The sequence below is a fragment of the Paenibacillus sp. BC26 genome (assembly GCF_900116125.1).
GTDB classification, from domain to species: Bacteria; Bacillota; Bacilli; order Paenibacillales; family Paenibacillaceae; genus Paenibacillus_Z; species Paenibacillus_Z lignilyticus.
In genome coordinates this window covers 595120-619245 of sequence record NZ_FPAD01000001.1, presented here as the reverse complement: position 1 = coordinate 619245, position 24126 = coordinate 595120, and the positions used below count along the sequence as shown (strand labels likewise).

General features: G+C 51.6%; 20 protein-coding genes. 2 read left to right on the top strand and 18 right to left on the bottom strand.

All coding sequences use genetic code 11. The features are described 5' to 3' along the window. Window positions 1-23 precede the first annotated feature (23 nt). The 4 genes from BM412_RS02600 to BM412_RS02585 form a co-directional block, all read right to left on the bottom strand. Window positions 24-1958 carry a cellulase family glycosylhydrolase gene (locus BM412_RS02600; protein ID WP_091213564.1) on the bottom strand — a complete coding sequence of 645 codons (1935 nt, stop codon included), beginning with the start codon at window positions 1956-1958 and terminating at the stop codon, window positions 24-26. A 222-nt stretch (window positions 1959-2180) separates the two neighbouring features. Continuing rightward, window positions 2181-2597 (bottom strand): hypothetical protein, encoded by a 417-nt coding sequence (locus BM412_RS02595; protein WP_091213561.1) that lies wholly within the window; start codon window positions 2595-2597, stop codon window positions 2181-2183. A 129-nt stretch (window positions 2598-2726) separates the two neighbouring features. Further along, entirely contained in the window at window positions 2727-3257 is a 531-nt protein-coding gene (locus BM412_RS02590) for a GNAT family N-acetyltransferase (protein ID WP_371264697.1), read from the bottom strand. Window positions 3258-3363: 106 nt separating this feature from the next. Continuing rightward, complete coding sequence (locus BM412_RS02585) at window positions 3364-4752, bottom strand: DUF4832 domain-containing protein (RefSeq protein WP_177245621.1); 1389 nt, start codon at window positions 4750-4752, stop codon at window positions 3364-3366. 484 nt (window positions 4753-5236) lie between these two features. On the opposite strand from BM412_RS02585, the gene BM412_RS02580 reads away from it, so the two are divergent. Then, window positions 5237-6988 (top strand): ABC transporter ATP-binding protein, encoded by a 1752-nt coding sequence (locus tag BM412_RS02580; protein WP_091220114.1) that lies wholly within the window; start codon window positions 5237-5239, stop codon window positions 6986-6988. A gap of 59 nt (window positions 6989-7047) precedes the next feature. Then, entirely contained in the window at window positions 7048-9075 is a 2028-nt protein-coding gene (locus tag BM412_RS02575) for an ABC transporter ATP-binding protein (RefSeq protein ID WP_091213554.1), read from the top strand. 114 nt (window positions 9076-9189) lie between these two features. Here the strand turns inward: BM412_RS02575 and BM412_RS02570 are convergent, their stop codons facing one another. From BM412_RS02570 to iolG, 14 genes are all read right to left on the bottom strand, one after another. Next, a complete protein-coding gene (locus BM412_RS02570; RefSeq protein ID WP_091213552.1) occupies window positions 9190-10077 on the bottom strand; it encodes a metallophosphoesterase family protein in 888 nt (295 codons plus the stop codon). A gap of 28 nt (window positions 10078-10105) precedes the next feature. Further along, entirely contained in the window at window positions 10106-11566 is a 1461-nt protein-coding gene (locus tag BM412_RS02565; RefSeq protein WP_091213551.1) for a leucyl aminopeptidase family protein, read from the bottom strand. A 32-nt stretch (window positions 11567-11598) separates the two neighbouring features. Continuing rightward, window positions 11599-12552: a carbohydrate kinase family protein gene (locus BM412_RS02560; RefSeq protein ID WP_091213549.1), complete on the bottom strand. Its 954-nt coding sequence runs from the start codon at window positions 12550-12552 to the stop codon at window positions 11599-11601. A 47-nt stretch (window positions 12553-12599) separates the two neighbouring features. Further along, entirely contained in the window at window positions 12600-13610 is a 1011-nt protein-coding gene (locus BM412_RS02555; protein WP_091213546.1) for a LacI family DNA-binding transcriptional regulator, read from the bottom strand. Between the two features lie 77 nt (window positions 13611-13687). Next, window positions 13688-14581: a CehA/McbA family metallohydrolase gene (locus BM412_RS02550; RefSeq protein ID WP_091213543.1), complete on the bottom strand. Its 894-nt coding sequence runs from the start codon at window positions 14579-14581 to the stop codon at window positions 13688-13690. Between the two features lie 23 nt (window positions 14582-14604). Beyond that, window positions 14605-15513, bottom strand: a complete 909-nt coding sequence (locus BM412_RS02545) for a carbohydrate ABC transporter permease (RefSeq protein ID WP_091213540.1) — start codon at window positions 15511-15513, stop codon at window positions 14605-14607. Between the two features lie 122 nt (window positions 15514-15635). After that, the gene (locus BM412_RS02540) at window positions 15636-17384 is read right to left on the bottom strand and encodes an extracellular solute-binding protein (RefSeq protein ID WP_091213538.1); all 1749 of its coding nucleotides are present in this window, start codon (window positions 17382-17384) and stop codon (window positions 15636-15638) included. Between the two features lie 86 nt (window positions 17385-17470). Then, a complete protein-coding gene (locus BM412_RS02535; protein ID WP_091213535.1) occupies window positions 17471-18424 on the bottom strand; it encodes an ABC transporter permease in 954 nt (317 codons plus the stop codon). Window positions 18425-18606: 182 nt separating this feature from the next. Next, the gene (locus BM412_RS02530; protein ID WP_177245620.1) at window positions 18607-19329 is read right to left on the bottom strand and encodes a glycerophosphodiester phosphodiesterase; all 723 of its coding nucleotides are present in this window, start codon (window positions 19327-19329) and stop codon (window positions 18607-18609) included. A gap of 38 nt (window positions 19330-19367) precedes the next feature. Next, a complete protein-coding gene (locus BM412_RS02525) occupies window positions 19368-20135 on the bottom strand; it encodes a sugar phosphate isomerase/epimerase family protein (protein ID WP_091213531.1) in 768 nt (255 codons plus the stop codon). Continuing rightward, entirely contained in the window at window positions 20132-21061 is a 930-nt protein-coding gene (locus BM412_RS02520) for an aldo/keto reductase (protein ID WP_091213529.1), read from the bottom strand. Before BM412_RS02520 ends, BM412_RS02525 begins: the two co-directional genes overlap by 4 nt. Window positions 21062-21188: 127 nt before the next feature. Continuing rightward, window positions 21189-22205, bottom strand: coding sequence for a LacI family DNA-binding transcriptional regulator (locus BM412_RS02515; protein WP_091213526.1), 1017 nt, complete (start codon window positions 22203-22205; stop codon window positions 21189-21191). 36 nt (window positions 22206-22241) lie between these two features. Then, window positions 22242-23060: a 5-deoxy-glucuronate isomerase gene (gene iolB / locus BM412_RS02510; protein ID WP_091213523.1), complete on the bottom strand. Its 819-nt coding sequence runs from the start codon at window positions 23058-23060 to the stop codon at window positions 22242-22244. Between the two features lie 18 nt (window positions 23061-23078). Continuing rightward, the gene (iolG, locus tag BM412_RS02505; RefSeq protein ID WP_091213521.1) at window positions 23079-24122 is read right to left on the bottom strand and encodes an inositol 2-dehydrogenase; all 1044 of its coding nucleotides are present in this window, start codon (window positions 24120-24122) and stop codon (window positions 23079-23081) included. Window positions 24123-24126 lie beyond the last annotated feature (4 nt).

Here is a 24126-nt window from a genome sequence, read left to right as displayed (position 1 = left end):
TAATCGTCTCGTCAATTTCAGCTTCAAGCGGATGTCAGCAAAATGACCGCTCCATCGTTGGCAGCAAGCCGTACGATCAGGTGGTCACCGGCATCTTCCGCTTGACCGCGCCAGCAATCCTCGAGCTGCCACCCATCCGCCAGCTGCACACGAGTGGACTTTGCCTCCGGGGTGTGGTTAATGAGGATAGCGACTCGCTGGCCATCCGTAACGGGATGCTCCGTCAATCCGACTAACGGGTCTTCCTTGCTTAGAACCCGTCCCCCCACTGCCTCACGGGAAATCGCACTGTAAATTTTCCAATAGGGATTCGCATCCGGTTTGCTGCATGTTTCTTTCCCTTGCGTCATGGCCAGCTCAATAGGAATAGACATAAAGTAGACCGTTCCTTTGCCATATGCTGCCCGCGTCAGGGCCGGATTGCCGTCCTCTTCCGTCGCCAAAACTTTCGCCCGATCGCAGCGGAATGTCCAGCGAAACGAAGATGGAACCGAAATCTGATCTTCTTTCGAACCCAGGGTCACTTGTGCCGCCTCTGTCCGCCGCTGCCTGTTCATTACGGAAAGTCCGGTCAATTCCGAAAACTGAAGCATGTAGCCGTCATCGACCGACACGTACAGGCTCGCCCCCTCCTGGACACGCTGCAGCAGCTGCTCCCATCTCCGCTTTGGCATTCCCCGCACGCCTGTGACGCAAGGCAGCAAATACAGCTCTGCATCGGGCAAAGGCTGATCCTCGAATCGGAACGTCAAATCAAACCCCGCTTGCTTAGACAGCATGAAGCTGCCATACGCCACCGCCCAATGGTCTTGATCCGAATTCAAGATACACACCGCTTCGCTTCGCCTTGGAGGCAGTTCTTTGATCGGAAAAGCCGCGATATCCTGCTTTAACTTAGCCATCTCCGTCAGGACGGGCTTTACCCGGCCATCCTCCGTCAGCAAACCCAATTCGCCCTCGCAGGCCACTTCATCGTACGGTGCGTGCTTCAACTTCGTCTGATCATTCGCGCACCACCATTGCAAGCCATGCAAACCGTGTGCCCATTGGGCCAGCATGCTCGTTCGAGCGAACGCGACCGCAATTTCATCCGAGCAAACCATTGGCCCCATCGTACCCATTTCTTCGGCAAAACAAGGCTTGCCCCCGATTCCCGCATAAAATAAGCTTTCAGCGGTGGCATGCAGCGTCGCTCGCATCGTATCCATCGGTTCATAGTCCATATAAGGCGTCCAGTACGGGTACGGGTGAGTTGTCAAAATATCGGTCAGTTCCCCTTGATCCTGCATCGTCCAATTCCCATTAGGGAATAGACAATGCATGCCGGAAATGAGCGGACGGCTGGCATCGGCGCGTTTGATCGCGCCTGACAATGAAGCCGTCCACACATAAGCCTGCTCCCGGCTTTCAACTTTCCCCATACTATTGCACTCATTGCCAAGGTCCCAAGCAATAATGGCAGCATCCGATTTCATTCGCGTGACAAAATAGGATACGAATTTAACCTGCCATCGAATGGAATCCGCATCGCTTATAATCGACTTGCCGCGAAGTGCGGGCGGAACGAACAGCCTTCCGCTCATCCAGCCCGTAATTAATCCAACGATCAGCTTGATGCCGTATTTACCGGAGAGCGCTGCGAAGGCTTCAAATCGCTGCATCATCACTTCGGATACGCCGGCTTGGCCTGCATCCGTATCGGGGAAATGCTCTTCGCCGAAACGGTAAGACGAAAGATTCCCAAACTCGCGATACGTGCTCTCTATAGGTTGAAAGTCCGGCCAGAGCGGGAACACCCGCAGTACTTCGATGCCTTCGCTGGCAAGCTTCTTCAAATCCGATTCGACGATGTCAGGTCGCCAATCCGACCACATGGCCGTTCCCGCATGAGAAGCCCAATAATTGCATCCAATAAAGAAAGGACTTTCTAATTGATTCAATAGGCGATTCGCGCTCATTATGCAGCTCCATTTCGGATTTTTCTACTACCATAACGGTTTCCATGGCTTAAATTAATGGACGCAACAACGAAAAATGGACTATTCTGGCCTACACAAATAAAACCACTTCGTTAAGAAGTGGTTTAGGGTGAACGTTCTCAGGTACTGCGTATTTGCGCTTCGTCGTAGTCGCGTAAACGCTTACAATTACATCTTATTCACGATGTTGAGCATCAACCACTACGAACCACTAGGAAAGAACGTAACATGACTGATATCTTTGTTATCCGGGGTGAACAAGTCGCCGCATCCACACGCCCAGTACAGATAGCCGCCATTGCCTGCCTTAACAAAGATGTAACCTGTAAAATTGAAGTTGCTTGTCCATTTGAGGCTATTAAAATCTACTGTGATGCCATTGCTCGTGCCGGAAGATTCAAACTTGATAGCCCCGGCGTTTGAAATCGGCAAATCTTTGTCGTTACCTGAGAAGTAACAGAGATTCCATTTGGTGCAGCCCTGCACACTGCTCTGGTTTTCCTCAATTAATCCTGGTAAACCCGAGTTTGCTTGTCCCTTTGGTGCCGCTGCTGCTGTCCCGCCGAATGCTGTCAGACACAATGCGGAAAGTAGAATCAAATAGATGCTCTTTTTCACGTTTGTACCCTCCTCGAGTTATTTACGATACAGATCGTATCATTTATCTAGAGAGTTGTAAAGTCCATTCTATTAAAATAAAACTCGCAAAATTATCCCACGGCGCCTACCTTTGAGGGAGAATGCTGTCTACTCACATCCATCCCTTTGGTTTCTAGACAGCTTATAGTATATAAGCCGCTCTCGCAGTTCCCCTTCTCTCACGAACTGACAAGCTTCCAGCAATCGCCGGCATCTCACATTCGCTTCTTCGACAGTAGCTTCAATGTAAGCAAGCTTCATCACGTCGAATCCAATCCGGAGCATCGGAGCAAGCACTTCCTTCATGTATCCTTGACCCCAGTAAGCTCTGGCTAAATCAAACCCAATTTCCGCTCGAGAATGGGACGCTTCATCCCTCACCCAACAATGGTAACCGCAGGTGCCGATCAGCGATCCGTTCTCCTTGCTAAACAATCCATATCTGCAACCGCTGTCTTCAACATGAAACTGAATAATTCCCTCAGCTTCTCGGATAGACTGACAGGGCTCGATATCCATAAAAGCAGTGACTTCCGGGTCTGAGAAGTGTTTGAACACCTCCTCGGCATCGTCCGGCGTCAACTCCCTCAAAACCAATCTATCTGTCGTTATCGACGGAAAATGAATCAAAATATACACCTCAATCAATTGGTCTCGCCAGCCTATCATTTGTATCTCTGAATGACATGTTCATCCCAGATTTGAACCTCGATATATCGTTCCGGTCCGTAATAATGAAATAAACTCATTGCCACGGTGACACCACAATCTCGCCGAGCGGCGAAGGCGGCGGATCGAGCTCGGTTTGGACGTGGACGGTTCCTGCCGCGTACCAGCCATCCGGCTGTCTTCCTTCAGATGCAAGGCGGATGGCCGGCTCACCGGACAATCTATCGACTAGCGCGACTTCCAGCCGGTAATGGCCAAGCGGCATTTCCTGCGGAATGTCGAGTGACCGCTCATAGGTGATGTCTCCGGGCAGCCAATCCCGGATATCGGCGTCTGTCAGATACACCTTGCTGCAGCGCTCGTTGACAAGTCGCACCGCCAACGGAAACCTTCGATAGATTGGCGCAACGCCCAGATTTTCCCACCAGGAGGTGAAGTCGAGCTTGCCGCCGGGCTTAACGAGCTCAGGATAAGTCCACTTGCGCAGCGCGAAGCGATAGCCCATCGAGCGCAGCCAGCGATTCACCTGACTCTCCCATTCTCGCGGAACGGGCGATGATTTGGCATTGAAAGAAGACATATGCCATTTCAGCGATTGATCAATTACGTAGTCGATATCGACCCCGCGGTGGAACCATGAATACATCACCCCGCAGGATTCAAAGGAGATGTGGCCTTTCTTCCAGGCATTTTGCATCCTGCATTGAAGGATCTGCTGCGGATAGCAGTCCAGCATATGAGCCGCTCCTTCGGTCATATCGCCAAGGCAATCCATCCTATAGCCCACATTCGCCTTCATCAGGCCATATTGATTCGTATAGGGATCTGTCAGCAGCATGACTAAAGGCGTATCTATGAATGTGTCCGTATAGGCGTCTATCAGAGCCGCACGCGTTTGCTCAGTCAGCAGGTGCGAGGATTCGCCCTCTCCCCATGCACTGACAATGGACATATCTACCGTCTCCAAATCCGGATGTCCGTTATACCGATCACCCATCAGCCGAATAAATCCGCCAAAATGCTTCACGTACAGCGGATTCTCCGGGTCCACTTGCCATTTGGCATCAGGCAGCTCCCTGCTGCTACTGCCTATCAAGGCGCGAAACCATGCCGGCACGTCCTCCGATTCCCCTACGCCATACGGCGCGATGCGCAGCTGCAGAGTCTGTTTGCGCTCGCGCGCCACGGATAGCGCAGCGTCGATCAAATCCCAGCGATATTCGCCCTCTTCAGGCTCAAGATACTTCCAGTACACGCGATAATACGCGAGCGATGTCATGGGGTAATCTACATTTTCCAAGCTCCCGCTATAGGTCTGATATTCGATCGGATGTCCTTCTGTCCAATGCCTGGTGCCCGGATTAAGCGGATCTCCGTTAAAGCGCTGAAAGGTCATAAAACCGATTCCCGGATTAACGAGCACGTCACGAATCACCTTCGGATACATTGCGATACGGCTTCCCATGGCCATGCGAACACCAACCTTATTTTTAATAGACGCATCGCTACTAGAATAACATAATATGTAAATTCAGTGTGATATCGGATCTTAACAAGAAAATAATAAGCACAAGCGTTCAAATCCCCCGTTGACAGCGCCGAGGGGGCGATGATAAAGTACACACATATACTTTGAAGAACGGAAAGGAGGGTTACGATATGTTTAACCGACATATGGATGGATCATTTCTGCCTGCAGGCGGAACATACAATCGAAATGTACGTAACCCTCGCGCAAACCGACGTTAAGAGGCGGAGAATGGCAGATTCTCGCATCATAATGTTAGAAGGTGCATGGTTACGGTGACGTAATCGTGCGCCTTTTTTATTGCACTCGGGTCAGCTGGCGGCAGTTCTCAAACTGTCTCTGCTCAAACGGGTCAGGCGTATCGCTTACGGCGGTACGCCTTTTTTTGTTCCTCAGAAGTTTAGAAAGGTTGTTGATCGACGTGTTTGCTGTACTTAAGAAGCTAAGCTGGTTTTTCAAAATGCATTGGAAACGCTACACGGTTGCAGGCGTTCTGCTCACAATCGTTGGCATTATGGAGGTTACCCCTCCGAAATTAATCGGGTATGCCGTCGACAGCATCGGGCAAGGCACGATGACGACGGGGAAGCTGACCGAACTTCTGCTGTTCTGGGTTGCCCTAACAATCGCCATTTATCTCATTACTTGCGTATGGTGGTCCCTGCTGTTCGGGTCTGCCTTCATGCTGGAACGCACGCTCCGTTCCAAGCTGATGCGGCATCTTCTCAAGATGACGCCTACGTTCTACGAGCGTAACCGTACCGGGGACTTAATGGCCCGGGCTACGAACGATCTCGGCGCCGTATCGACTACGGCAGGCTTCGGGATTCTGACGCTGATTGATTCCACCGTGTTCATGACGACGATTCTCTTCGTAATGGCCGTGTTGATCAGCTGGAAGCTGACGCTTGCGGCGATGCTGCCCTTGCCGATTCTGGCACTGGTCATGCAGCATTTCGGCAAGAAAATTCATGAGCGGTTCATGGTGCAGCAAGATGCCTTCGGTAACTTGAATGATCAGGTGCTGGAATCCGTATCGGGCGTGCGGGTCATTCGCGCTTTCGTCCAAGAAGAAGCAGACCGTAAGCGGTTCAGCGACATGACGGATGAAGTGTTCAGCAAAAATATCGCCGTTGCCAAAATCGATGCTTTATTCGAGCCGGCACTCAAAATTCTGGTCGGGATCAGTTACTTAATCGGTCTCTGCTATGGCGGCGTGCTCGTCTTCCGCGGCGAAATTTCGCTCGGGGAAATGGTATCGTTCAATATGTTCCTCGGTATGCTCATCTGGCCGATGTTCGCCATTGGGGAATTGATTAATATTATGCAGCGCGGCAATGCCTCTCTCGACCGTATCAATGAGACGCTGGGCATTAAGCCAAATGTGAAGGATGCGCAATCGCCGGTAGCCATGGCGGTTCCGGAGTCCATCGAATACGCGCAACTGACGTTCCGTTACCCTTCCTCGACGATCGACAATCTGGTCGATATCTCCTTTAAGCTCCGCAGAGGCGAGACGCTCGGAATCGTCGGCAGAACAGGAAGCGGCAAGACGACGCTGCTCAAGCAATTGCTTCGCGAATATCCGATGGGTCAAGGCAGCCTGAAAGCAGGCGACGTCCCTATAACGGAGATCGAGCTCGATCAAATCCGCAGCTGGATCGGTTATGTGCCGCAGCAGCCGATCCTGTTCAGTAAGACGATTCGCGAGAACATCGCTTACGGCACTTCCGGTGTCACCATGGACGACGAGCTGCTCGGCAAAGCGCTGGAGCTTGCTGCATTCCGCAAGGATGTCACGTTCCTCCCGGATGGCCTCGAGACGCTGGTCGGCGAGAAAGGCGTTGCGCTCTCGGGCGGGCAGAAGCAGCGGGTCAGCATTGCGAGAGCCGTTATTGCCAATCCGGAAATTCTGATGCTGGATGATGCGCTATCCGCTGTCGATGCGAAGACAGAGACGGAAATCCTTGAAGGCATTCGAAGAGAACGAGCTGGCAAAACGACGCTTATTACGACTCATCGCCTATCGGCCGTGCAGCACGCGGATTGGATTCTTGTGCTGGATGAGGGCCGCATTACGGAAGAAGGCACGCATGATCAGCTGATTCAGAACAATGGCTGGTATAAAGAGCAGTATGATCGGCAGCAGCTCGCTTCCCTTGTGGAAGAATAATCGGCTGCCGGCTCGATTGTACGCATACTAGGATAAATGAAATGAAGGTGACAACTAAAATGGGTAACAACGGAAAACGATTGTTTCAATATGCCTGGCATTATAAAAGGCCAATCTTGCTGGCGCTTCTGCTGCTGGCTCTGGCCATCTCCGTCGAGCTTGTAGGACCATTCCTGGCTAAACGAATGATCGATACGAACATTATGGGGATACAGAAACCGTGGTATGAAAGCAAGCAAGACGGACAATATGCCGTTCCCTATAAGGACAGCTGGTATAAGAGAGCTGACCACTGGGAGGAAGGCGAAGTGAAAGGCCGGGAAGTGCATGTGATGCAGTCCGGGCTGACGTATTATTTTGTGGATGCAGCTGGTGTACCAAGCACCGGATCGCTCTCATTTAAGGACGGTCAGCTAACCGTCACGGCGAAGGATGACAGCACGCAGCAATTCCCTGCGGTGCAGATGAGCAGGAACGAGACCTACGGCTTCTACAAACCGGAAATTAGAAGCATGATCACGCTCGCTTCCGGTTATGTCGGCCTGCTGCTGATCGGAGCGCTACTGGCGTATGGACAGAAATATTTGCTCCAAGTTTCCGCTAACCGGATTGTGCGCAAGATGCGTAACGACGTGTTCCGGCATATTCAGGAGCTGCCGGTTCAATATTTTGACAATCTCCCTGCAGGCAAGGTTGTCTCGCGGGTAACCAATGACACCGAAGCGATTCGCGAGCTGTACGTATCGGTACTGGCGAACTTCTTCTCCGGTATTATCTATATGACCGCGATTATGGGCGCGTTGTTCGTGCTCGATGCGAAGCTCGCGCTGATTGCGCTGCCTTTACTGCCAATCCTCTACGTGTGGATCGTCGTGTATCGCAAATTTGCCTCCAGCTACAACCATGTCATACGCTCGCGACTGAGCGATATTAACGGCATGATCAACGAATCCATTCAAGGGATGCCGATTATTCAAGTGTTCCGCCGCGAGAAACAAACGATGGCGGAATTCCATGAGATGAACGACGATTATTTTAAATACCAGAACAAGCTCCTCTATTTGAACTCGTTTACGAGCCACAACTTGCTTACGATCTTCCGTAATGTCATTTTCATTGCGGTGGTATGGATGTTCGCGGGCGGCTGGCTCGGAGCGGCCGTTTCGGTCGGCGTCCTCTACGCGTTCATCGATTATATGAACCGGATGATGTCGCCGATCGTCGGTATGGTCAATCAGCTGTCCAACCTGGAAGTGGCGCGCGTATCCGCCGAGCGGGTATTTGCCCTTCTGGATGAGCCTGGCGTTCCCGTGACGGATCAGCGTTTGGACCGTTATAAGGGCCATGTCGCATTCAATAATGTTACGTTCGGGTACAAAGAAGGCGAAGACGTGCTGAAGAACATCGACTTCACGGCTAAACAAGGCGAAACCGTTGCGCTTGTCGGCCATACCGGATCAGGTAAAAGCTCGATTCTGAACCTGCTCTTCCGCTTCTACGACATCGATCGCGGCACAATCACGGTGGATGGTACCGATGTGCGCGAGATGGCGAAGCAGCAGCTGCGCCAGCATATGGGCATCGTGCTGCAAGAACCCTTCCTCTTCACGGGTACGATCGCATCCAACGTCAGTCTGGAGGATCCGACGATTACGCGCGAGAAGGTGGAACAATCGCTTCGCGATGTCGGCGCGTATGACATGTTCATGCAGCTGCCGGGCGGACTCGATGAACCGGTGATTGAGAAAGGCAGCACGCTCTCCGCAGGACAGCGCCAGCTGATCTCCTTCGCGCGAGCGCTGGCGTTCGATCCGGCGATTCTGATACTTGATGAAGCAACGGCAAGCATCGATACCGAGACGGAAGCGATTATCCAACAAGCGCTCGACGTCCTCAAGCGAGGACGCACAACCTTCGTCATCGCTCACCGTCTGTCGACGATTCGCGCCGCGGACCAGATCCTCGTGCTCGATCGCGGCCGCATCGTGGAACGCGGCAATCACGACGAGCTGATGGAGCATGGCGGCAAGTACTACGCCATGTATCAGCTGCAGCAAGGAGCAGCCGTCAGCGGAATCGTAGCCTAACAAGGCTGCTGTCTCCTGCCACAGCGGCGATTAGACTTTCGTATCTATTAAATAAGGGAGAACCCGATTGGCGGTGTATGCCGCCTCGGGTTCTCCCTTTTATTGTTGCACTGTTTATTGTTTGTGCAGTCTTATCGAAGTTTCAAACTCATGCGAACCTTCTACTAATTTAATCACGCGCGAGCCTCGTTCAAGCTTGCCGTAGGTGTTGTATCCCGTGACGCGTCCGTAACACAGCTGAATGCCGAATAATTGGCCGACATAATCATTATCATGATCATGTCCGGCGAAGGTCCCCATCACATCGCCCATCTCAAGCATGGCCGCGAATAAACCGCTATTCAATTTCGGACAGCAGACTGCCTCGCCTTTGATTCCTTCTATTGTGCCAACCTGACAAACTTGCTCGTATTCCGGGATCGGAATATGGAAGAATGCGAGTGCAGGCAGCGTATGGTTGCCGCTCTTCTCTCTCAGCGCCATCGATTCATTGCGGTACCACTCCACTTGATCCGGCTGAATCCAAGCGTACCCGCCAATGGTTTCCGGCGCATAGTCTCCGGAGTCAAAGAAATACAACGCAGCCGCAGCCTCATCACCGGCCGAACCCTCGACGGTAAGCACGTAATTGCCAATACCGTGAACGTCCTCAGGTCCATCGATGGACAGGTTATTGTCGTACTCCCGCAGAATCTCGTTCAACCGCTGACGCGTAATGCCTTTCTCCGAATCATGATTGCCATAAATGACGGCAAACGGAATGCCCGACTTCACAATTCCGGCAATGGCGCGGCGGAACGCGCCTTCTTGATCTTCAATATCGTAGCTCGCAATGACATCACCGGTAATGACGACTAAATCCGGCTGCTCATCCGCGATCATTTGGTCGACAAGCGCGAGCGTTCGGGCATCCTTCTCGCCCCCATCTTGGATATGCATATCGGTAAATTGCAGAATAGAAAAGCTGCCGTTCGATCGGAAGCGAAGTCGATTTTGTACCATGGGAAATCTCCTCTCTGAACTCTAAAAGCTATACACTCATTACGTACGCCGCCAATAAACGAGTCCCCCAGCCTGTAGCGCCAACAGCAAGCTGGCCTTTGGCGGAAGAGGAGTCCTTCGGTCCATTCATATCGAGATGAGCCCAAGTAAGCGTGGGATGCACGAATTTGCGCAAAAATAACGCCGCCATAATCGCGCCTCCGCCATTCCCGCTGCTAATATTGGACGTATCCGCATAATCGCTGGACAAGTAGCCTTCATACTCGTCTATGATCGGCAGCTGCCAGATCTTCTCGTCATAAGGCTCGCCTGCCGCCTTCAACGCTTGTACAAGCTCGTTCTCGCCAAAAGCGCCAGCCACCGCGGTACCCAGCGCGCCAACGACCGAATACGTCAGCGTCGCCATATCGATGACCTTCTCTGCGCCTAGCTGATGGGCATAAACCAAAGCGTCCGCCAGAATAAGTCTGCCTTCCGAATCGGTATTGCCCACTTGAACGGTGAGTCCGTTCGCATATCGGATGACTTCGCCCGGCAGCATCGAGCGATCGGAAGGATTGTTCTCCGCCGATGGTACAAGCACGACAAGATTGGCCGGGTACTCCGCGCGCACGACCATATCAAGAGCCCCCAGCACGCCTGCAGCCCCTGCCATGTCCATGCGCATATCGCTGATGTCATTGTCTCGTTTCAGGCTGATGCCGCCGGTATCGAATGTAATCCCTTTACCGATTAGAGCGATAAGGGGCTTCGTCTCATCCGTGCAATACCGAAGCTCGATAAATACAGGCGGATGGATGCTGCCTTTCCCGACTGCCGCCAATCCGGTAAAGCCGCGGCGTGCAATCTCCTCGCCTTCATAAACCGCAACCGTCGCCTTGGTGCCGGCGAACCGCTCTACAGTTCTCTCCGCCAGATCGCGGGGACGAAGGTAGTTGGGAGGTTCGTTCGTCAGGTCGCGCGCCCACATGGTACTCTCCGCTCGAAGCTGTCCCAGGCGAATCGCTTCAACCCCCTCCGGCGTTAGATCACCTAACAGCCGGACTTTGATCTCCGCATGCTGCTCTGCCCGCGTCGACTTATACTTATCGAACACATAAGTGCCCAGCAGCGAGCCTTCTACCCAAGCCTCCATGTAAGCGGCCATGCCGCCCGCGGTGACCCCGGCAGCAACCAATGCTTCAAAGGAAACTGCTGCGCAATCCCGTTTCTCTTTATGTATAGCACGCCCCGCATTCCCTGCCGCCTCGCGAAGAACAGCCGGATTAAACTTGTCCACTTCGCCAAGACCAACTAACATGAGGTCTGCTTGGCCGCTGTGAGCGCCATAAAACCATGTTATCGCATGGCTGGCCCCCATATACGGCAATAGGGAAGCCGTTCGCAGCACTTCAAGGTAATGGGGCCAATCCGCCCCCAAGCTATCTGCAAATACAGGTACAATTACCGTCTGATTCCCATCAATAGCATGGCTAATTTCGAAATGCATGGCTGCTCGTGCCCTCCACTCGCTTGGACGATTTATGCGCTCTCCCAGATGTCCGTCGTACAGTTGGCTTTCTGGAATAGAAATTGCTCCATAGCCGTACGATCCGGTGTTCCCGTGCTTCCGCCCGATTGCGTCACCGACAAGGCTCCGCATGCATTGCCATACAATAAACACTGCTCCGGCTTCTGCCCGCTAAGAAACCCGTAGATATATCCGGCGTTAAAGGAATCCCCGGCACCTGTCGTATCGACGACGGGGACTTGGAATCCGGAACGGAACTGGGACTGCCCGTTTACGGTTGCAACCGCACCGGTCGAACCCAGCTTGACTATGAAATGGCTGCTATAAGCGGACAGCTTCGCAATGATATCCATAATGCCGGAGCAACCGGTATAATGCTCGGCCTCGACTTCATTCATGAAGAACACATTCACTTCGCTCATTAGTTCAAAGATACCCGAAAACCATTCGCCGGTATCATCCCAGCCTACATCGATAGAGGTCGTCGCGCCAAGCGCCTTAATGCTTCGAACCACTTTCATATATTCCGCATGATTCTCTCTTCCCCGATAACCGGTCAAATGCACATGTCTTGCCAGGGCAACGCTTTCCAGATCCAACAACCCCATGCTCAGCTCCGCGTTTGATCCCATATAGGTGATGAAGGAACGATCCTTCTCCGGATTGATGGCAATGGAAATGCCGGTATTGCTGCTGCTGCTGCGGATATAGCTGGTATCGATTCCATACTGGGTCATATGATCTCGTACGAAGTGTCCGAAACCATCCTCACCAAGTATGCCGTTGAAGGCAATCTTCAAGCCCAGCTTTGCCAACGCCAAGCTGAACAATGCGGCTCCGCCGCCCACATGAATCGTCATGTTTTGAACAAGCACCTCTTGTCCGGGCTTCGGCAGCTCGTTGCAGCCGGCAACGACCAAATCGATGTTCGCGTCCCCAATTACAATTGCGTCGTATTTTTTCAAGGTTGCTTCATCTCCGCCCTACTCCTGATATGCTTGCCTCTGCTCATCTATTTCTTCCTGGGTATGCAACTCTCGCGCGCCACCAGGCGATGGTCGAGCACGAGGTCCCCGCTTGGCTCCTCGCCGGTCTCAACTTGGTGGAGCAGGAGGCGCATCGTTTCTTTGCCCATTTCATGAATGGGTTGTTCCATAGAGGTCAACGTTGGTCTCGTAAGCTCGGTTAATTGGCTGCCATCGAAGCCGATGACCGAAATATCCTCAGGCACGCGAAGATTGTGGTCGCGGATGCAATTCATCGCTCCGACAGCCATATCATCGCTGACCGCAAATACCGCCGTAGGCCGCTGGCTCACCCGCAGCAGCTCTTTCATCTGCGCATAGCCGCTTTTGACTTTGTAGTCCCCGAACCGGATATGCTCGTGAATGATCCGAATGCCTTTGCTCGTGAGCGCATTCCGATACCCGCTGTACCGGTTCTGGCCTGAAGTGATGTCTCGCATGTCGCCGCCGATAAACCCGATTTCTTCATGCCCAAGCTCGATCAAATAGGTCGTCGCATCATAAGCGGCCTTATAATCGTCGACGATGACGGATACGAATTGTTGATCCATCGGTTTGACGCTGGAGAAAATAACCGGAATCTTCATCTTATAAATGAGATTGCGAATCTCCTCGTTGATCTTCTCATGCATAATAATGATGCCTTCAACCCGCATCTCTTGAAAGACGTTCAAATATTTATATTCCTTATCGATATCCTCGCTGATGTTGCACACCAGCAAATTGTAGTCGTTTGCGCTTGCTGCTTCTTCAATGCTGCTAAGAATAGTCGCATAGAAGCTGGAGGTAATATCCGGGACGATCACGCCGATCAGGTTCGTTTTGTTACGCACCAAACTACGGGCAATATGGCTGGGAGCATACCCCAATTCCTCGATTGCAAGATTGACTTTGTGCTTGAGATCGTCCTTGACATACTTCTCGCCGTTCAACACACGGGATACGGTTGTTACCGAAACCCCCGCCAGGCGCGCCACGTCTTTAATTTTTGGCTGCACATTACTCACCCTCTTTATAGATTCAATTTGAAAACAGTTCGCCGTCTACGAAACAAACTCCTTTTCGCTTCTGAGCACTATTTACTAGTTTCGACAAATAAAGGTTGGGAAAATGCTCCGTATCCGCCTTCCAAATAGGCCGCAATGCGTACATACCCTTCGTCGCCTTTGCATTCATACGTTGCCTGGCTGATTCTTCCGGTCGTTTCCTGCAGCACCCTGCCGTCTTTCCCGAAGAACGTCACATACTTATACATTTTATCGAGCAGCTCGTTCGAACGGAGATCAATGACAATCGTATGGCCTTCCGTGCGAATGGCATCGAATCCATACCCCGTAGATACATAGAAATTGCCGTTCTTGATCGCTTGCGTAATGGCTTCATTCGTATTTTCTTCCGCCTGCACCATGTTCCAGGCTCGTTTCTCTTGACCGTACACATGCGAATCATCGTTGCCGAAACCCCATACCTTACGACCGCTCGACAACAGGGCATCCCATTTATCAAAAGCGATATCGTACTCCGGATTGCCGTCGCCGTTATACACTTCGATTCCAATATAACGTTCCAACTTCATCATATCTTCCAGCGTCCAATAATTGGAGAAGAAGCGATTCGGATGAACCAATACGGCAAACCCGCCGTTGTCGATTGCCATATCGGCCAACCGCTGATAATTCTCGATCGTAAATTCGTTGCTGTATTGATCAAGCATCGCAAGCGGCGGATTAACGAGCAGCATGTGCGTCTGGCGGCTGCTCACTTCAATGGCGTCAAACACGGTCGGAATGCTGCGCTCGCCTTCGTGTTTCGTAATTTTATCATGATCGGAAATGCCCAGAAAATCGTAGCCGCCATACATCTTGTAGACCGTTTCCAGCGGGAACCAGCCATCGCTGTTCGTCGTATGGTTATGAAAGCTCCCTCTCCACCACTTGCCCGTCTGCGTGTAGCTATTCAAGATTTTCATCTGCGATTTCTCCCTCTCTCCCGCTATTCTTTCATCGAACCGATCATAATGCCTTTAGCAAAATAACGCTGTACGAAAGGATAGATAATAATAATCGGAGCCACGACCACGATAATTGTCGCCATCTTCAGTGAATTGCCCGTAATCTGAATTTTGTCGAGCAGCTCGTATTTGGTCGTTCCGGCAGCTTGATTCAGCGTATCGCGCATCGCTTCGGCGCTTGTCAGCATTTCCTGCAGCAAAGTCGATAACGGACGCAGGCTGGCTTTGCGAACGAAGAACGCGCCGGTGAACCAATCATTCCAATGCCCTACGGCATTGAACAAACCAATTACGGCAATTACCGGCCGGCTAAGCGGCATTATGATGCGCATAAAGATGGCAAAGTCGTTGTATCCGTCAATTCGCGCCGATTCTTCCAAACTCGGATGAATTTGCTGGAAGAAGGTCCGAATAATGATCAAATTCCATGCGCTGTATAAACTCGGTATGACATACACCCAGATGTTATTCGTTAAATGAATCGACTTGAGCAGCATGTAGTAGGGAATGATGCCTCCGCCAAACAGCATCGTGAAGAAAATGAGCATCATGAAAAACTTTCCGCCGGGCAATGTTTTGCTCTTTAACGCATAGGCAGCCATTGCGGTCAGAAACACGCTGGAAACCGTGCCGACCACGGTACGGAAGATCGATATCCCGAAGGCAGATGCGATATTGGACGCTTCAAATACCTTCATGAAGTTCTCGAATGACCAGATGCGAGGCCAGAAGAAGATACCGCCCCTTTCCGCATCTTTGCCCGGATTAAATGCCAGCGCAAATATGTTCAGGAATGGAAGAATGATAGACAAGCACAAGAGGACAATCAGGATGTAATTGATGATGCGGAATATTCTTTCGCCTAGGCTGATCTTATAAAATTCATTCACTGTCTTCCCTCCTCCTACACCTCGAAGAAACCACGCTCCGAAACTACAATAGAAAGGCGGTTCTATCCGGGTCGCGGATACAACCGCCAAACCATCAGGTAATCATTTTGTGCCGGTAGATGTTATAGCTTTACTTTTGTTTTTGGATCCGCGTTCTTCTCAGCTAGAAGCTTCAAGTAATCGTCCAAGCCGGAAGCTTCCATTTGCTTCAGGGCATTGTCCAGAATCTTCTTCGCTTCGTCATGGCTTTTGCTGTAATACGCTTGGATCAGGCTGTCATTATAGTTATCGAATGCGGTTTTCAATTCGGTACCATTGCTAAACTCGCCGATGAACGAAGTCGGTTGGTAGGCATCGGATACAACGCCGTTCTTCACCTTCTCATCGAAGTTCCAGTACGTTGCGATTTGCTCTACAGCCGGGAACAGGCCTGAACTTGCATTGTCGCCATAATTGGCTTCACCGAAATCAACGAGATTATCGTTATCCGTGCTGCCGAGGATATCCCCCCAGTTGTTGCCTACGCCGCCAAAGCCGAGTTTCTTCGCTTCGTTAGGATCTTTCGCTTTTAAATCCACGACTTCTTGTTTCACCAATGGATTGCCTTTGTCGTCCAATGTGTAGTCGCGGCCTTCAATTCCGTATTTCCACAGCAGCTTGCCTTCGCGGCTTGCAAGGAAATCAGCGAATTTAACGACATCTTCCGGATTCTCCGTCGTTGTTGGAATTGCCCAAGCGGAATAACCGGACTTATAGGAAATTTGCATTTGATAAGGACCGTCTACTTGGTTAATCGGACCAAGCGGAATGTAATGCATATCTTGGTTGAATTCTTGGTAGCTGTGCGTATCGGCGATAATCGCCCATGAACCGTTCAGCGCGCCTTCCGTTGCACGGCTTTCATCAATGGTGAAGAACTCCGGATGAATAAGTTTTTCTTTGATCAGCTTCTGAACGTAGTCGACTTTCTTCATAGCAAACTCCGTTTGGGCTTCGTGCAGGATTTGACCGTCTTTCGTTTGCTTAATCCGTTGGTCGTCCGCGCCCCACTCCAGATCGTTAAACAAGGCTCCAACTTCTTTACCGCCCCAGTAGGATGGGCCGATCGGCGTTACGGGACCGCCATTGTTGTCTTTGAAATTGCCAGCTTTAATCTTCTTAGCCAAATCATACAGCTGATCGGTCGATGTAATGGTGCGCGGATCTACGCCAAGTGCATCTGCAATGTCCTTGCGGATGTATGGACCTCCAACGCCTTTCCAAGAAACTTGACCGCCTTCGCGTTGAATGTTCATATGCGTGAAATATGTAGAGCCGTTGAATTCCGGACGGAACATAACGCCGAACTGCGTATCCATTGGCAGGTAATCATCCTGCAAATACTTGCTGTACACCTTCGAATCCTTGAAGAATGGAGTCAGGTCGGTGAACATGCCTTCGCGAGCCGCTTTAAGCACGACCGGCATTTCAGGACGACCGCTGTTATTGAGGTAGAAGGCCACGAAATCCGGCAGGTCATTCGCCGCAAGCCCTGCAATCAGACCATCAATGGAGTGCTCCGCTTTCATAATTTCGATTTCGAAATCAATGCCGGTTTTCTCTTTAATTTGCGCTTTGATTTCAGGGTTCATATCCTCGGTGTAATCGTCGGTTCCCATGAATACGAGGCCTTTAATCTTACGGTCTGCAATCCATGTTGCCGGCTTTCCTTCAGGTGCATTTGTAGCAGTGGCATTGCTGTCAGAAGCGGTATTGCTGTTTGCTGCAGGTTCATTGCTCGTGTTGTTGCCGCCGTTATTGTTGGAACAACCTGCGAGTAGCATGGAAACCATAACAGGAATCGCTAAAAACTTCGTCCATTTTCTGCTCATGCGTTTTTCCCCTTTATTTCGATTTTTTTTATGAATACGTCGGTTGACGTTTCCACCATCAGAACATTACGTCATTCATGGTAGCGCTACCATAGTGAGGTCTCTGATACCTTGCGAGACAGACGATTAGCCAGTACGACCAAGATTAATCCGATTACGCCTTGCAGTAACCCAACGGCAGTTGCGTAGCCATATTGACCGCCTTGTAAGCCGACACGAATGATATAGGTATCTAAAATATCGGATAATTGCATGTTTCCCGGCGTTCGAAGCAGGTAAAGCTGGTCGAATCCGGCGGATAATATGTTTCCAAGCGATAAGATGAACAGAATGACGACAGTCGGCATAATAGATGGGAGCGTTATGTTCCAGATCTCCCGAAGCTTGCCGGCGCCATCGATCTTGGCGGCTTCGTACATATCGGGGTTGACACCTGAAATCGCTGCCATATAAATGATCGAATCCCAGCCGATCGACTTCCACAGGTGGCTGCCGAACATGATTTGGTAGAAATACTTGGGATCCATCATGTAGAAGGTGCTTCCATCGCCTCCTACATTGGCAATAAATTGGTTGAGCAAGCCTGTGTCCGGCGCGAGAATCCGCTGAATCAAGCCGATAACGACAACCCAGGACAGGAAGTGAGGCAGATAGAGCACGCTCTGCGAAACGTTCTTGAACCATTTGTTGCGCACCTCATTAAACATAAGTGCCAGTATAATCGGAAAAGGCAGGTACAGAAACAGCTTCATACTGCTGATAATCAGTGTGTTTTGGATTAAACTCTTGCTCTGGTAGGAGTTGAAGAAGGTGACGAAATAGTCAAAACCGATCCATGGGCTTCCGAGGATGCCTTTGTTGAACTTATATTCCTTAAAGGCTAACAACAGGCCGCCCATCGGAATATACGAAAAAACGATGAAGAACACGAGACAAGGCAGTAGCATGAAATACAAATACCGATGCTGCACAATGTTTTTCCACAAAGCGGCTCCGGGTTTTCTCAGCTTCACTTGCGAAGTTGTCGAGACATTTGCCATGAGTCGGGAATCACCTTCTTTTCGGAGAAATGGCTAATTCATGTTGTGCTCTGTTGCTTCTGATTCGGTTCTGATTGATTTTCTGGTAGCGATACCAGAAACGGTTAAAAAATTTACTTTCCAGTAAATCGGAAAGTAAGCGCAACCATTGGTTTAATTATAGCAACAAATTTCAATTATGGCTATACGTTTTTATACTCTTCATTAATACTTAACAGTAGTCCCGGAACCCTCGTTGTAATGGCATCTACACCGAGTCCGATCAGTCGTTTCATCTCTTGCGGATCATTCACGGTGTACACCCATACGAGCAGTCCTTCTGCATGAGCGCGATCCACTACTTCTTGGCGGCAAGTGGAGCTCTCCATGTTCAATCCTGCATAACCGCCTATTCGCGCTGTCCGGCATACGGAATCGGCAAACTCGACATAGCGCTCGCCTTTCCCTTCCAACCACGGATAAGGGGTGTTGTACATCACTTTAATATCGGGGTACTTCGCAGCCATCGTATCGGATGCCCCCGTAATAAAGACGCGTTTCTGTGCTGCGAACCGGTGGATCAGCTTAGCTGTCGGATCAATGGCATCGGTTGATTTGAGATCCAAATTGAGCAGCATGTCACGAGCATCCGATATCCGCAGAATCTGCTCCAGCGTCGCGATCTCATGCTCCGCATAGTCAGGCGAGATGGATTCCCTTACTTCAGGAGCATTCAATTCCTCATAGGTATACTTGTGCAAAGCAGGGGAATGATCATGCAGCAGTACGCACGTATCGCCAAGTGTCACATGTACGTCTACTTCCGCGATATGGGCGCCGCTCTCCATCGCCTCGAAGAACGAAGCTAACGTATTATCCGGGTGTACGCCGCAGCCCGTATGGGCTGCGGTTAATGGTTTACGCATCTTGATCGGCTCCTTCTCCTGATTGAACTCGGACTCTCTTATTTCCGTTTGATTTCCGGCTCCATGCGAAGCAAATTCTCGAAGCTTAATGCCAAGCTGTCGAGCGGACTGCCCGGACAATAATCCTGCTCCACGGCATACCATTCTACGCCGCTGGCTTCTCCCCACCGGATAATCGGAACAAAGTCGATAATTCCGCTGCCAACCTCGGCAAAATAGCTTCGCTCGTCCGCAGTCATATCTTTCAAATGGAGAATCGGCATGCGGCCGGCGTATTGTTGGATATACGAGAGCGGATTCACATTCGCTTTCTTGACCCAATACGTGTCGATTTCCGCATAGACCGGATTCTCCGGATCCAGCTCCAGCACATAATCCAGCGCGTATTGCCCGTTCATGGACGTATGGAATTCAAAATCGTGGTTATGGTAGCCGGCTCTAAAGCCGAGCGAAGTTACTTGACCCGCAACTTGACGCAGTGCTTCCCGTACACTACGATAGCCTTCCGGGTTCATGAGTTCATCCGGCAGCGAGTGGCAGATGAAATCTCTCGTTTTGAACAATCTCGCTTCTTCCAACACGGCCGGCAAATCATGTTTCATACGCTCCAGGCCGACATGCATCCCGGCGGTTTGCAGTCCGAGCTCATCCATTACCGATGCGATTTCGCGCGGATCGTTTCCATGCAAGCCATCGATTTGCACCGCCTGCCAGCCCATCTTCTTCAGTTCGCGCAGCGTGCCGGGGAAGTCTTTCTTCAATTCATTCCTTAACGTGTACAGCTGAACAGCCAGCTTCTCTCTCATACCGCAAGCTCCTCTCGTTTCAGATCCAGCCATTCCTGTTCGGCTTCGGTCAGCTCAATTTCCATCGCTTTCACGGAATCCATCAGCTCCGCATCGCTGCGCGGACCAATGATAGCCCCGGTTGGAAACGGTCGATTGAGCACAAACGACAAGGCAATGTGCAAAGCGGTGACGCCTTTGCTTTCCGCCAGCTTCTTCGCTCGTTCATAACGCTTCCAGTTGTCCTCGTTATAATAAACGCGTACCATGTCCGAATTGGTTCGATCCTCAGGCGAAAATAAACCTGTAAAGAACCCGCCTGCCTGCGCAGACCATGCCAGCAGCGGCAATTGACGACGTTCATGCCACTGAACGGCCTGTTCATCCGCCGACACGCAGCCTTCCCATCTAGGCTCATTGGCCACAGCCAGAGCAAGATTCGTACTGCTGAACATAAAACCGGATAGTCCATGCGCCTGCGCATAGTCGTTCGCTTCCTGAATGCGCTGATGCGTCCAGTTGGAAGCGCCGATCGCCCGAACGCGGCCTTCGCTCAGATGCAGGTTCAGCTCCTCCATAATCGGTCCGACCCGCGTTCCCGGCTCGTCTCGGTGAAGGGCATACAAATCGATATAATTCGTTTCCAATCGATCCAGGCTTTCGAACAAATCCTTGCGTATGGCTTCCGCATTCACGCGAGGTCCGGGGCTGCCGTCATTGTGATGAGCCCCTTTGGTCATAATGACCATTTGATTGCGGTTGCCCTTCTCCGTCATCCATTGCCCGATGATGGTCTCGGCACGACGATATTGATGTGCCGTATCTATTGTTGTTCCGCCTGCGGCCACGTACGTGTCCAACATGTCCGTTCCATTTAGCTTGCTTAAGTCGCCGGTTCCCATAATGAGCCGGGACAGACGAACGCCATTGATTTCCATGAACTTCATTGATCAGGCCCTCCTTGTGCTAATATTTATGGTACCGATACCAGAATACAGAGTCGTTCGCCCCTCGAATGGGGCTGCGATTGAATATGTCCACTACACTAAGCACCCGACCGGACAGCCGATTCCCTTAGAAGGAAATCGGCTTCCCAGTCGACTGCCGGACGACAAGCTCCGGCTTCAGCATGACACGCTTGGGCTCTCCCGGTTTCGCAGCATCATTCTTGCTCAGAACCAGGTCTACCACAAGCTGTCCCATCTGCTCCGTTGGCTGCGATACCGTCGTCAACGGGGGATCCGTAACCGTCGCCAATATCGTATTGTCAAAGCCGACGATCGACAGTTCTTCCGGAACGCGAACGCCCATCTCCTTGGCCGCTTGCAGCGCGCCGATCGCAAGCAGGTCGTTGCAGCAGAACACGGCAGTGGGGCGATCCGCATAACGAAGCAGCTCTGATGCGCTGCGCCTGCCATCGTTAACCAAGTCGCGTCCGTTCATTTTCACCATGTATTCCGGCAACTGCAAACCCGCTTCGACGACTTCGTCTTGGAAGCCGCGAATCCGCTCCCGCGAGCTGATGACTTTCCGATGCTCGGCAAGAACAGCCATTCGAGTATGACCCAGACCGAGCAAATGACGTGCCGCCATTCGGCCGCCTTCATAATCGTCTACGACGACTGTAGCCAGATCATGCCCCGGCATCTCCCTCGCGATCACCGCTAATGGAATGGACTTCTTAAGAAGCAGGTCCAGGAGCTCCCCGCTGTCCATCCCCGTGCCGATAATGATGCCGTCCACACTCTTCTGCCCAAGCAAAGTCAAATACCGTTCGACCCGTTCGTCTTTATTATCCGTGCTGCAAATCACCAAGCTGTAGCCGTGTACATCTCCCTGGTCTTCCACAGCCCGGGCGATTTCGGCGAAGAAGGGGTTGGAGATATCCGGAATGAGCAGCCCCAGCGTATACGTTTTCTTGCCGGTCAATGCGGAGGCGATGAGGCTCGGCTTATAATTCAGCTGCTCCATGACGCTGATGATGGAGGCTCGGCGCTCTTCGCTGATTTTCCCTTTCCCGTTGATGACTTGGGAGACGGCCGCAATGGAAACCCCGGCTTCTCGTGCTACGTCGTAAATCGTTGCTTTCACTCTTGTAACTCCTCCTGCTTCTATACCGCTTACCGTTTACTTGCGATTCGGGTTAACCATTATCCATTCATGATCCGGATCGTTGTGGAACTTCCACGTGCGAACCGGACCGGCCATCACATTCAAATAATAACAATCATAGCCGGGCGGCGCGGAAACCGGATGATAACCTTTCGGTACGAGCACCGCTTGCCCGTCGTTGACGACCAGCGTCTCGTCCAAGGAGCGATCGTCCGTGTACACGCGCTGAATCGCGAACCCTCTCTCCTGCTGAATCCGGAAATAGTAGGTTTCCTCGAGCAGCGACTCCGCCGGCAGCGCATCTTGGTCATGCTTATGCGGCGGATAGCTGGACCAATGTCCGTTCGGCGTGAACACTTCCACAACAAGCAGGCTGTCAGCCGGATGCTGCTCAGGCAGTATGTTGTGAATTTGACGCTCCAAGTTCCCATAGCCGCGTGTTTCCACAGCGACTTGCTCCGGCTTAATCAGCCGCGCTTCATAATGGCCATTGCCCGGAGCAGAGCAGATGGCGACTTCCAAATCCGTTACGGCGCGAATCTCGTATTTATCGTCATTCGGTACATAAACCGAATAAGGCGCTGTTCGTTCGAAAATATTCATTCTGCTTCCAATCGCGAGCCATTCTTGCGACCGAGTTGTCACATCCGCTTTCCCGCTCAGCAGGACAAGGCATACTTCTCGATCTCCGGTATCGCGGCGAAAGGCTTGGCCCGCTTCCAGCCTGATCACTTGAAATCCTACATACTTCCATCCTGCCGACCCCGGTGTAATGTTCATTATACTACCTTCGAGATCCGGTTGAACGGCCGGTGCAATAATTAAATTCGACATCGTCGACTATCTCCCCTCCTAGCTCAAGATCGTATGCTGCTCTGCCAGCTGCATCGCTTCCGCCACTTTAACGGGACGCTGCAGCATTAGCGATAACTTAGCTGCCAGCGCTGCCAGTTCTGCCTGCAGCCCGTCGGAACCGCTGACCGGAACAGGCTGATCTTGCCGGATACAGTCTATAAAGATGCGCGTCTCTGCGCGGTAAGCCTCTTGATACCGCTCCAGGAAGAAGTGCAGCGGCTTATCGCGGAACACGCCTTCGGCCGTACTGATTTCAGCTGAATTCGGATAATCGTTCGTCACCGCTACTGCGCCTTTGGAGCCAAATACCTCGACCCGCTGGTCGTATCCATAAACGGCTTGACGGCTGTTATCAATGACGCCCATCGCCCCGCACGCGAATTTCAACGTTACGATTGCCGTATCGATATCGCCATATTCCGCGAATACCGGGTCGATTAACACGCCGCCATGTGCGTACACTTCATCGATTTCGCTGCCGCTCACGTAACGCGCCATATCGAAATCATGGATCATCATATCCATGAAAATGCCGCCCGATACGCGAATGTAGTCTTTATGCGGAGGGTTCGGATCACGCGAGGTGATTTTGACGATATGCGGTGTTCCGATCGTGCCGCCCTGCACATGCTCGTTGATCCGCATGAAGTTATGATCGAAACGCCGGTTAAACCCGATTTGCAGCTTAACGCCTGCTTGCTTCGCGCTCTCAACGGCTTCCCGAGTCTGCCTGATATCCATGCTGACCGGTTTCTCGCAGAAGATATGTTTGCCCGCCTGTGCAGCTTGTTTGATGAGAGGCACATGCGTGTCCGTCGAGGAGCAGATGAATACGGCATCGATATCCGGGTGGGCAATGACGGCTCCGCTGTCCTTCGTCACAAGCGGGATGCCGCGCTGCGCAGCCCATTCCTCCAGCTCAGGTCCGGCGAATAAATCGCTCACCGCGATGACTTCCGCTTGCGGCATCTGCAGCAGGTTATCGGCATGAATTTTTCCGATTCGGCCGGCTCCGATGATGCCGATTTTGATTGTTTCCATTGCG

What these genes read in the sequence shown, in the direction of transcription:
- BM412_RS02600 (WP_091213564.1), bottom strand. Translation starts at nt 1,958, where the DNA reads ATGAGCGCGAATCGCCTATTGAATCAATTAGAAAGTCCTTTCTTTATT.
- BM412_RS02585 (WP_177245621.1), bottom strand. Translation starts at nt 4,752, where the DNA reads ATGGGAAGCCGTATCGCAATGTATCCGAAGGTGATTCGTGACGTGCTC.
- BM412_RS02575 (WP_091213554.1), top strand. Translation starts at nt 7,048, where the DNA reads ATGGGTAACAACGGAAAACGATTGTTTCAATATGCCTGGCATTATAAA.
- BM412_RS02570 (WP_091213552.1), bottom strand. Translation starts at nt 10,077, where the DNA reads ATGGTACAAAATCGACTTCGCTTCCGATCGAACGGCAGCTTTTCTATT.
- BM412_RS02565 (WP_091213551.1), bottom strand. Translation starts at nt 11,566, where the DNA reads ATGCATTTCGAAATTAGCCATGCTATTGATGGGAATCAGACGGTAATT.
- BM412_RS02550 (WP_091213543.1), bottom strand. Translation starts at nt 14,581, where the DNA reads ATGAAAATCTTGAATAGCTACACGCAGACGGGCAAGTGGTGGAGAGGG.
- BM412_RS02540 (WP_091213538.1), bottom strand. Translation starts at nt 17,384, where the DNA reads ATGAGCAGAAAATGGACGAAGTTTTTAGCGATTCCTGTTATGGTTTCC.
- BM412_RS02535 (WP_091213535.1), bottom strand. Translation starts at nt 18,424, where the DNA reads ATGGCAAATGTCTCGACAACTTCGCAAGTGAAGCTGAGAAAACCCGGA.
- BM412_RS02530 (WP_177245620.1), bottom strand. Translation starts at nt 19,329, where the DNA reads ATGCGTAAACCATTAACCGCAGCCCATACGGGCTGCGGCGTACACCCG.
- BM412_RS02525 (WP_091213531.1), bottom strand. Translation starts at nt 20,135, where the DNA reads ATGAGAGAGAAGCTGGCTGTTCAGCTGTACACGTTAAGGAATGAATTG.
- BM412_RS02520 (WP_091213529.1), bottom strand. Translation starts at nt 21,061, where the DNA reads ATGAAGTTCATGGAAATCAATGGCGTTCGTCTGTCCCGGCTCATTATG.
- iolB (WP_091213523.1), bottom strand. Translation starts at nt 23,060, where the DNA reads ATGTCGAATTTAATTATTGCACCGGCCGTTCAACCGGATCTCGAAGGT.
- iolG (WP_091213521.1), bottom strand. Translation starts at nt 24,122, where the DNA reads ATGGAAACAATCAAAATCGGCATCATCGGAGCCGGCCGAATCGGAAAA.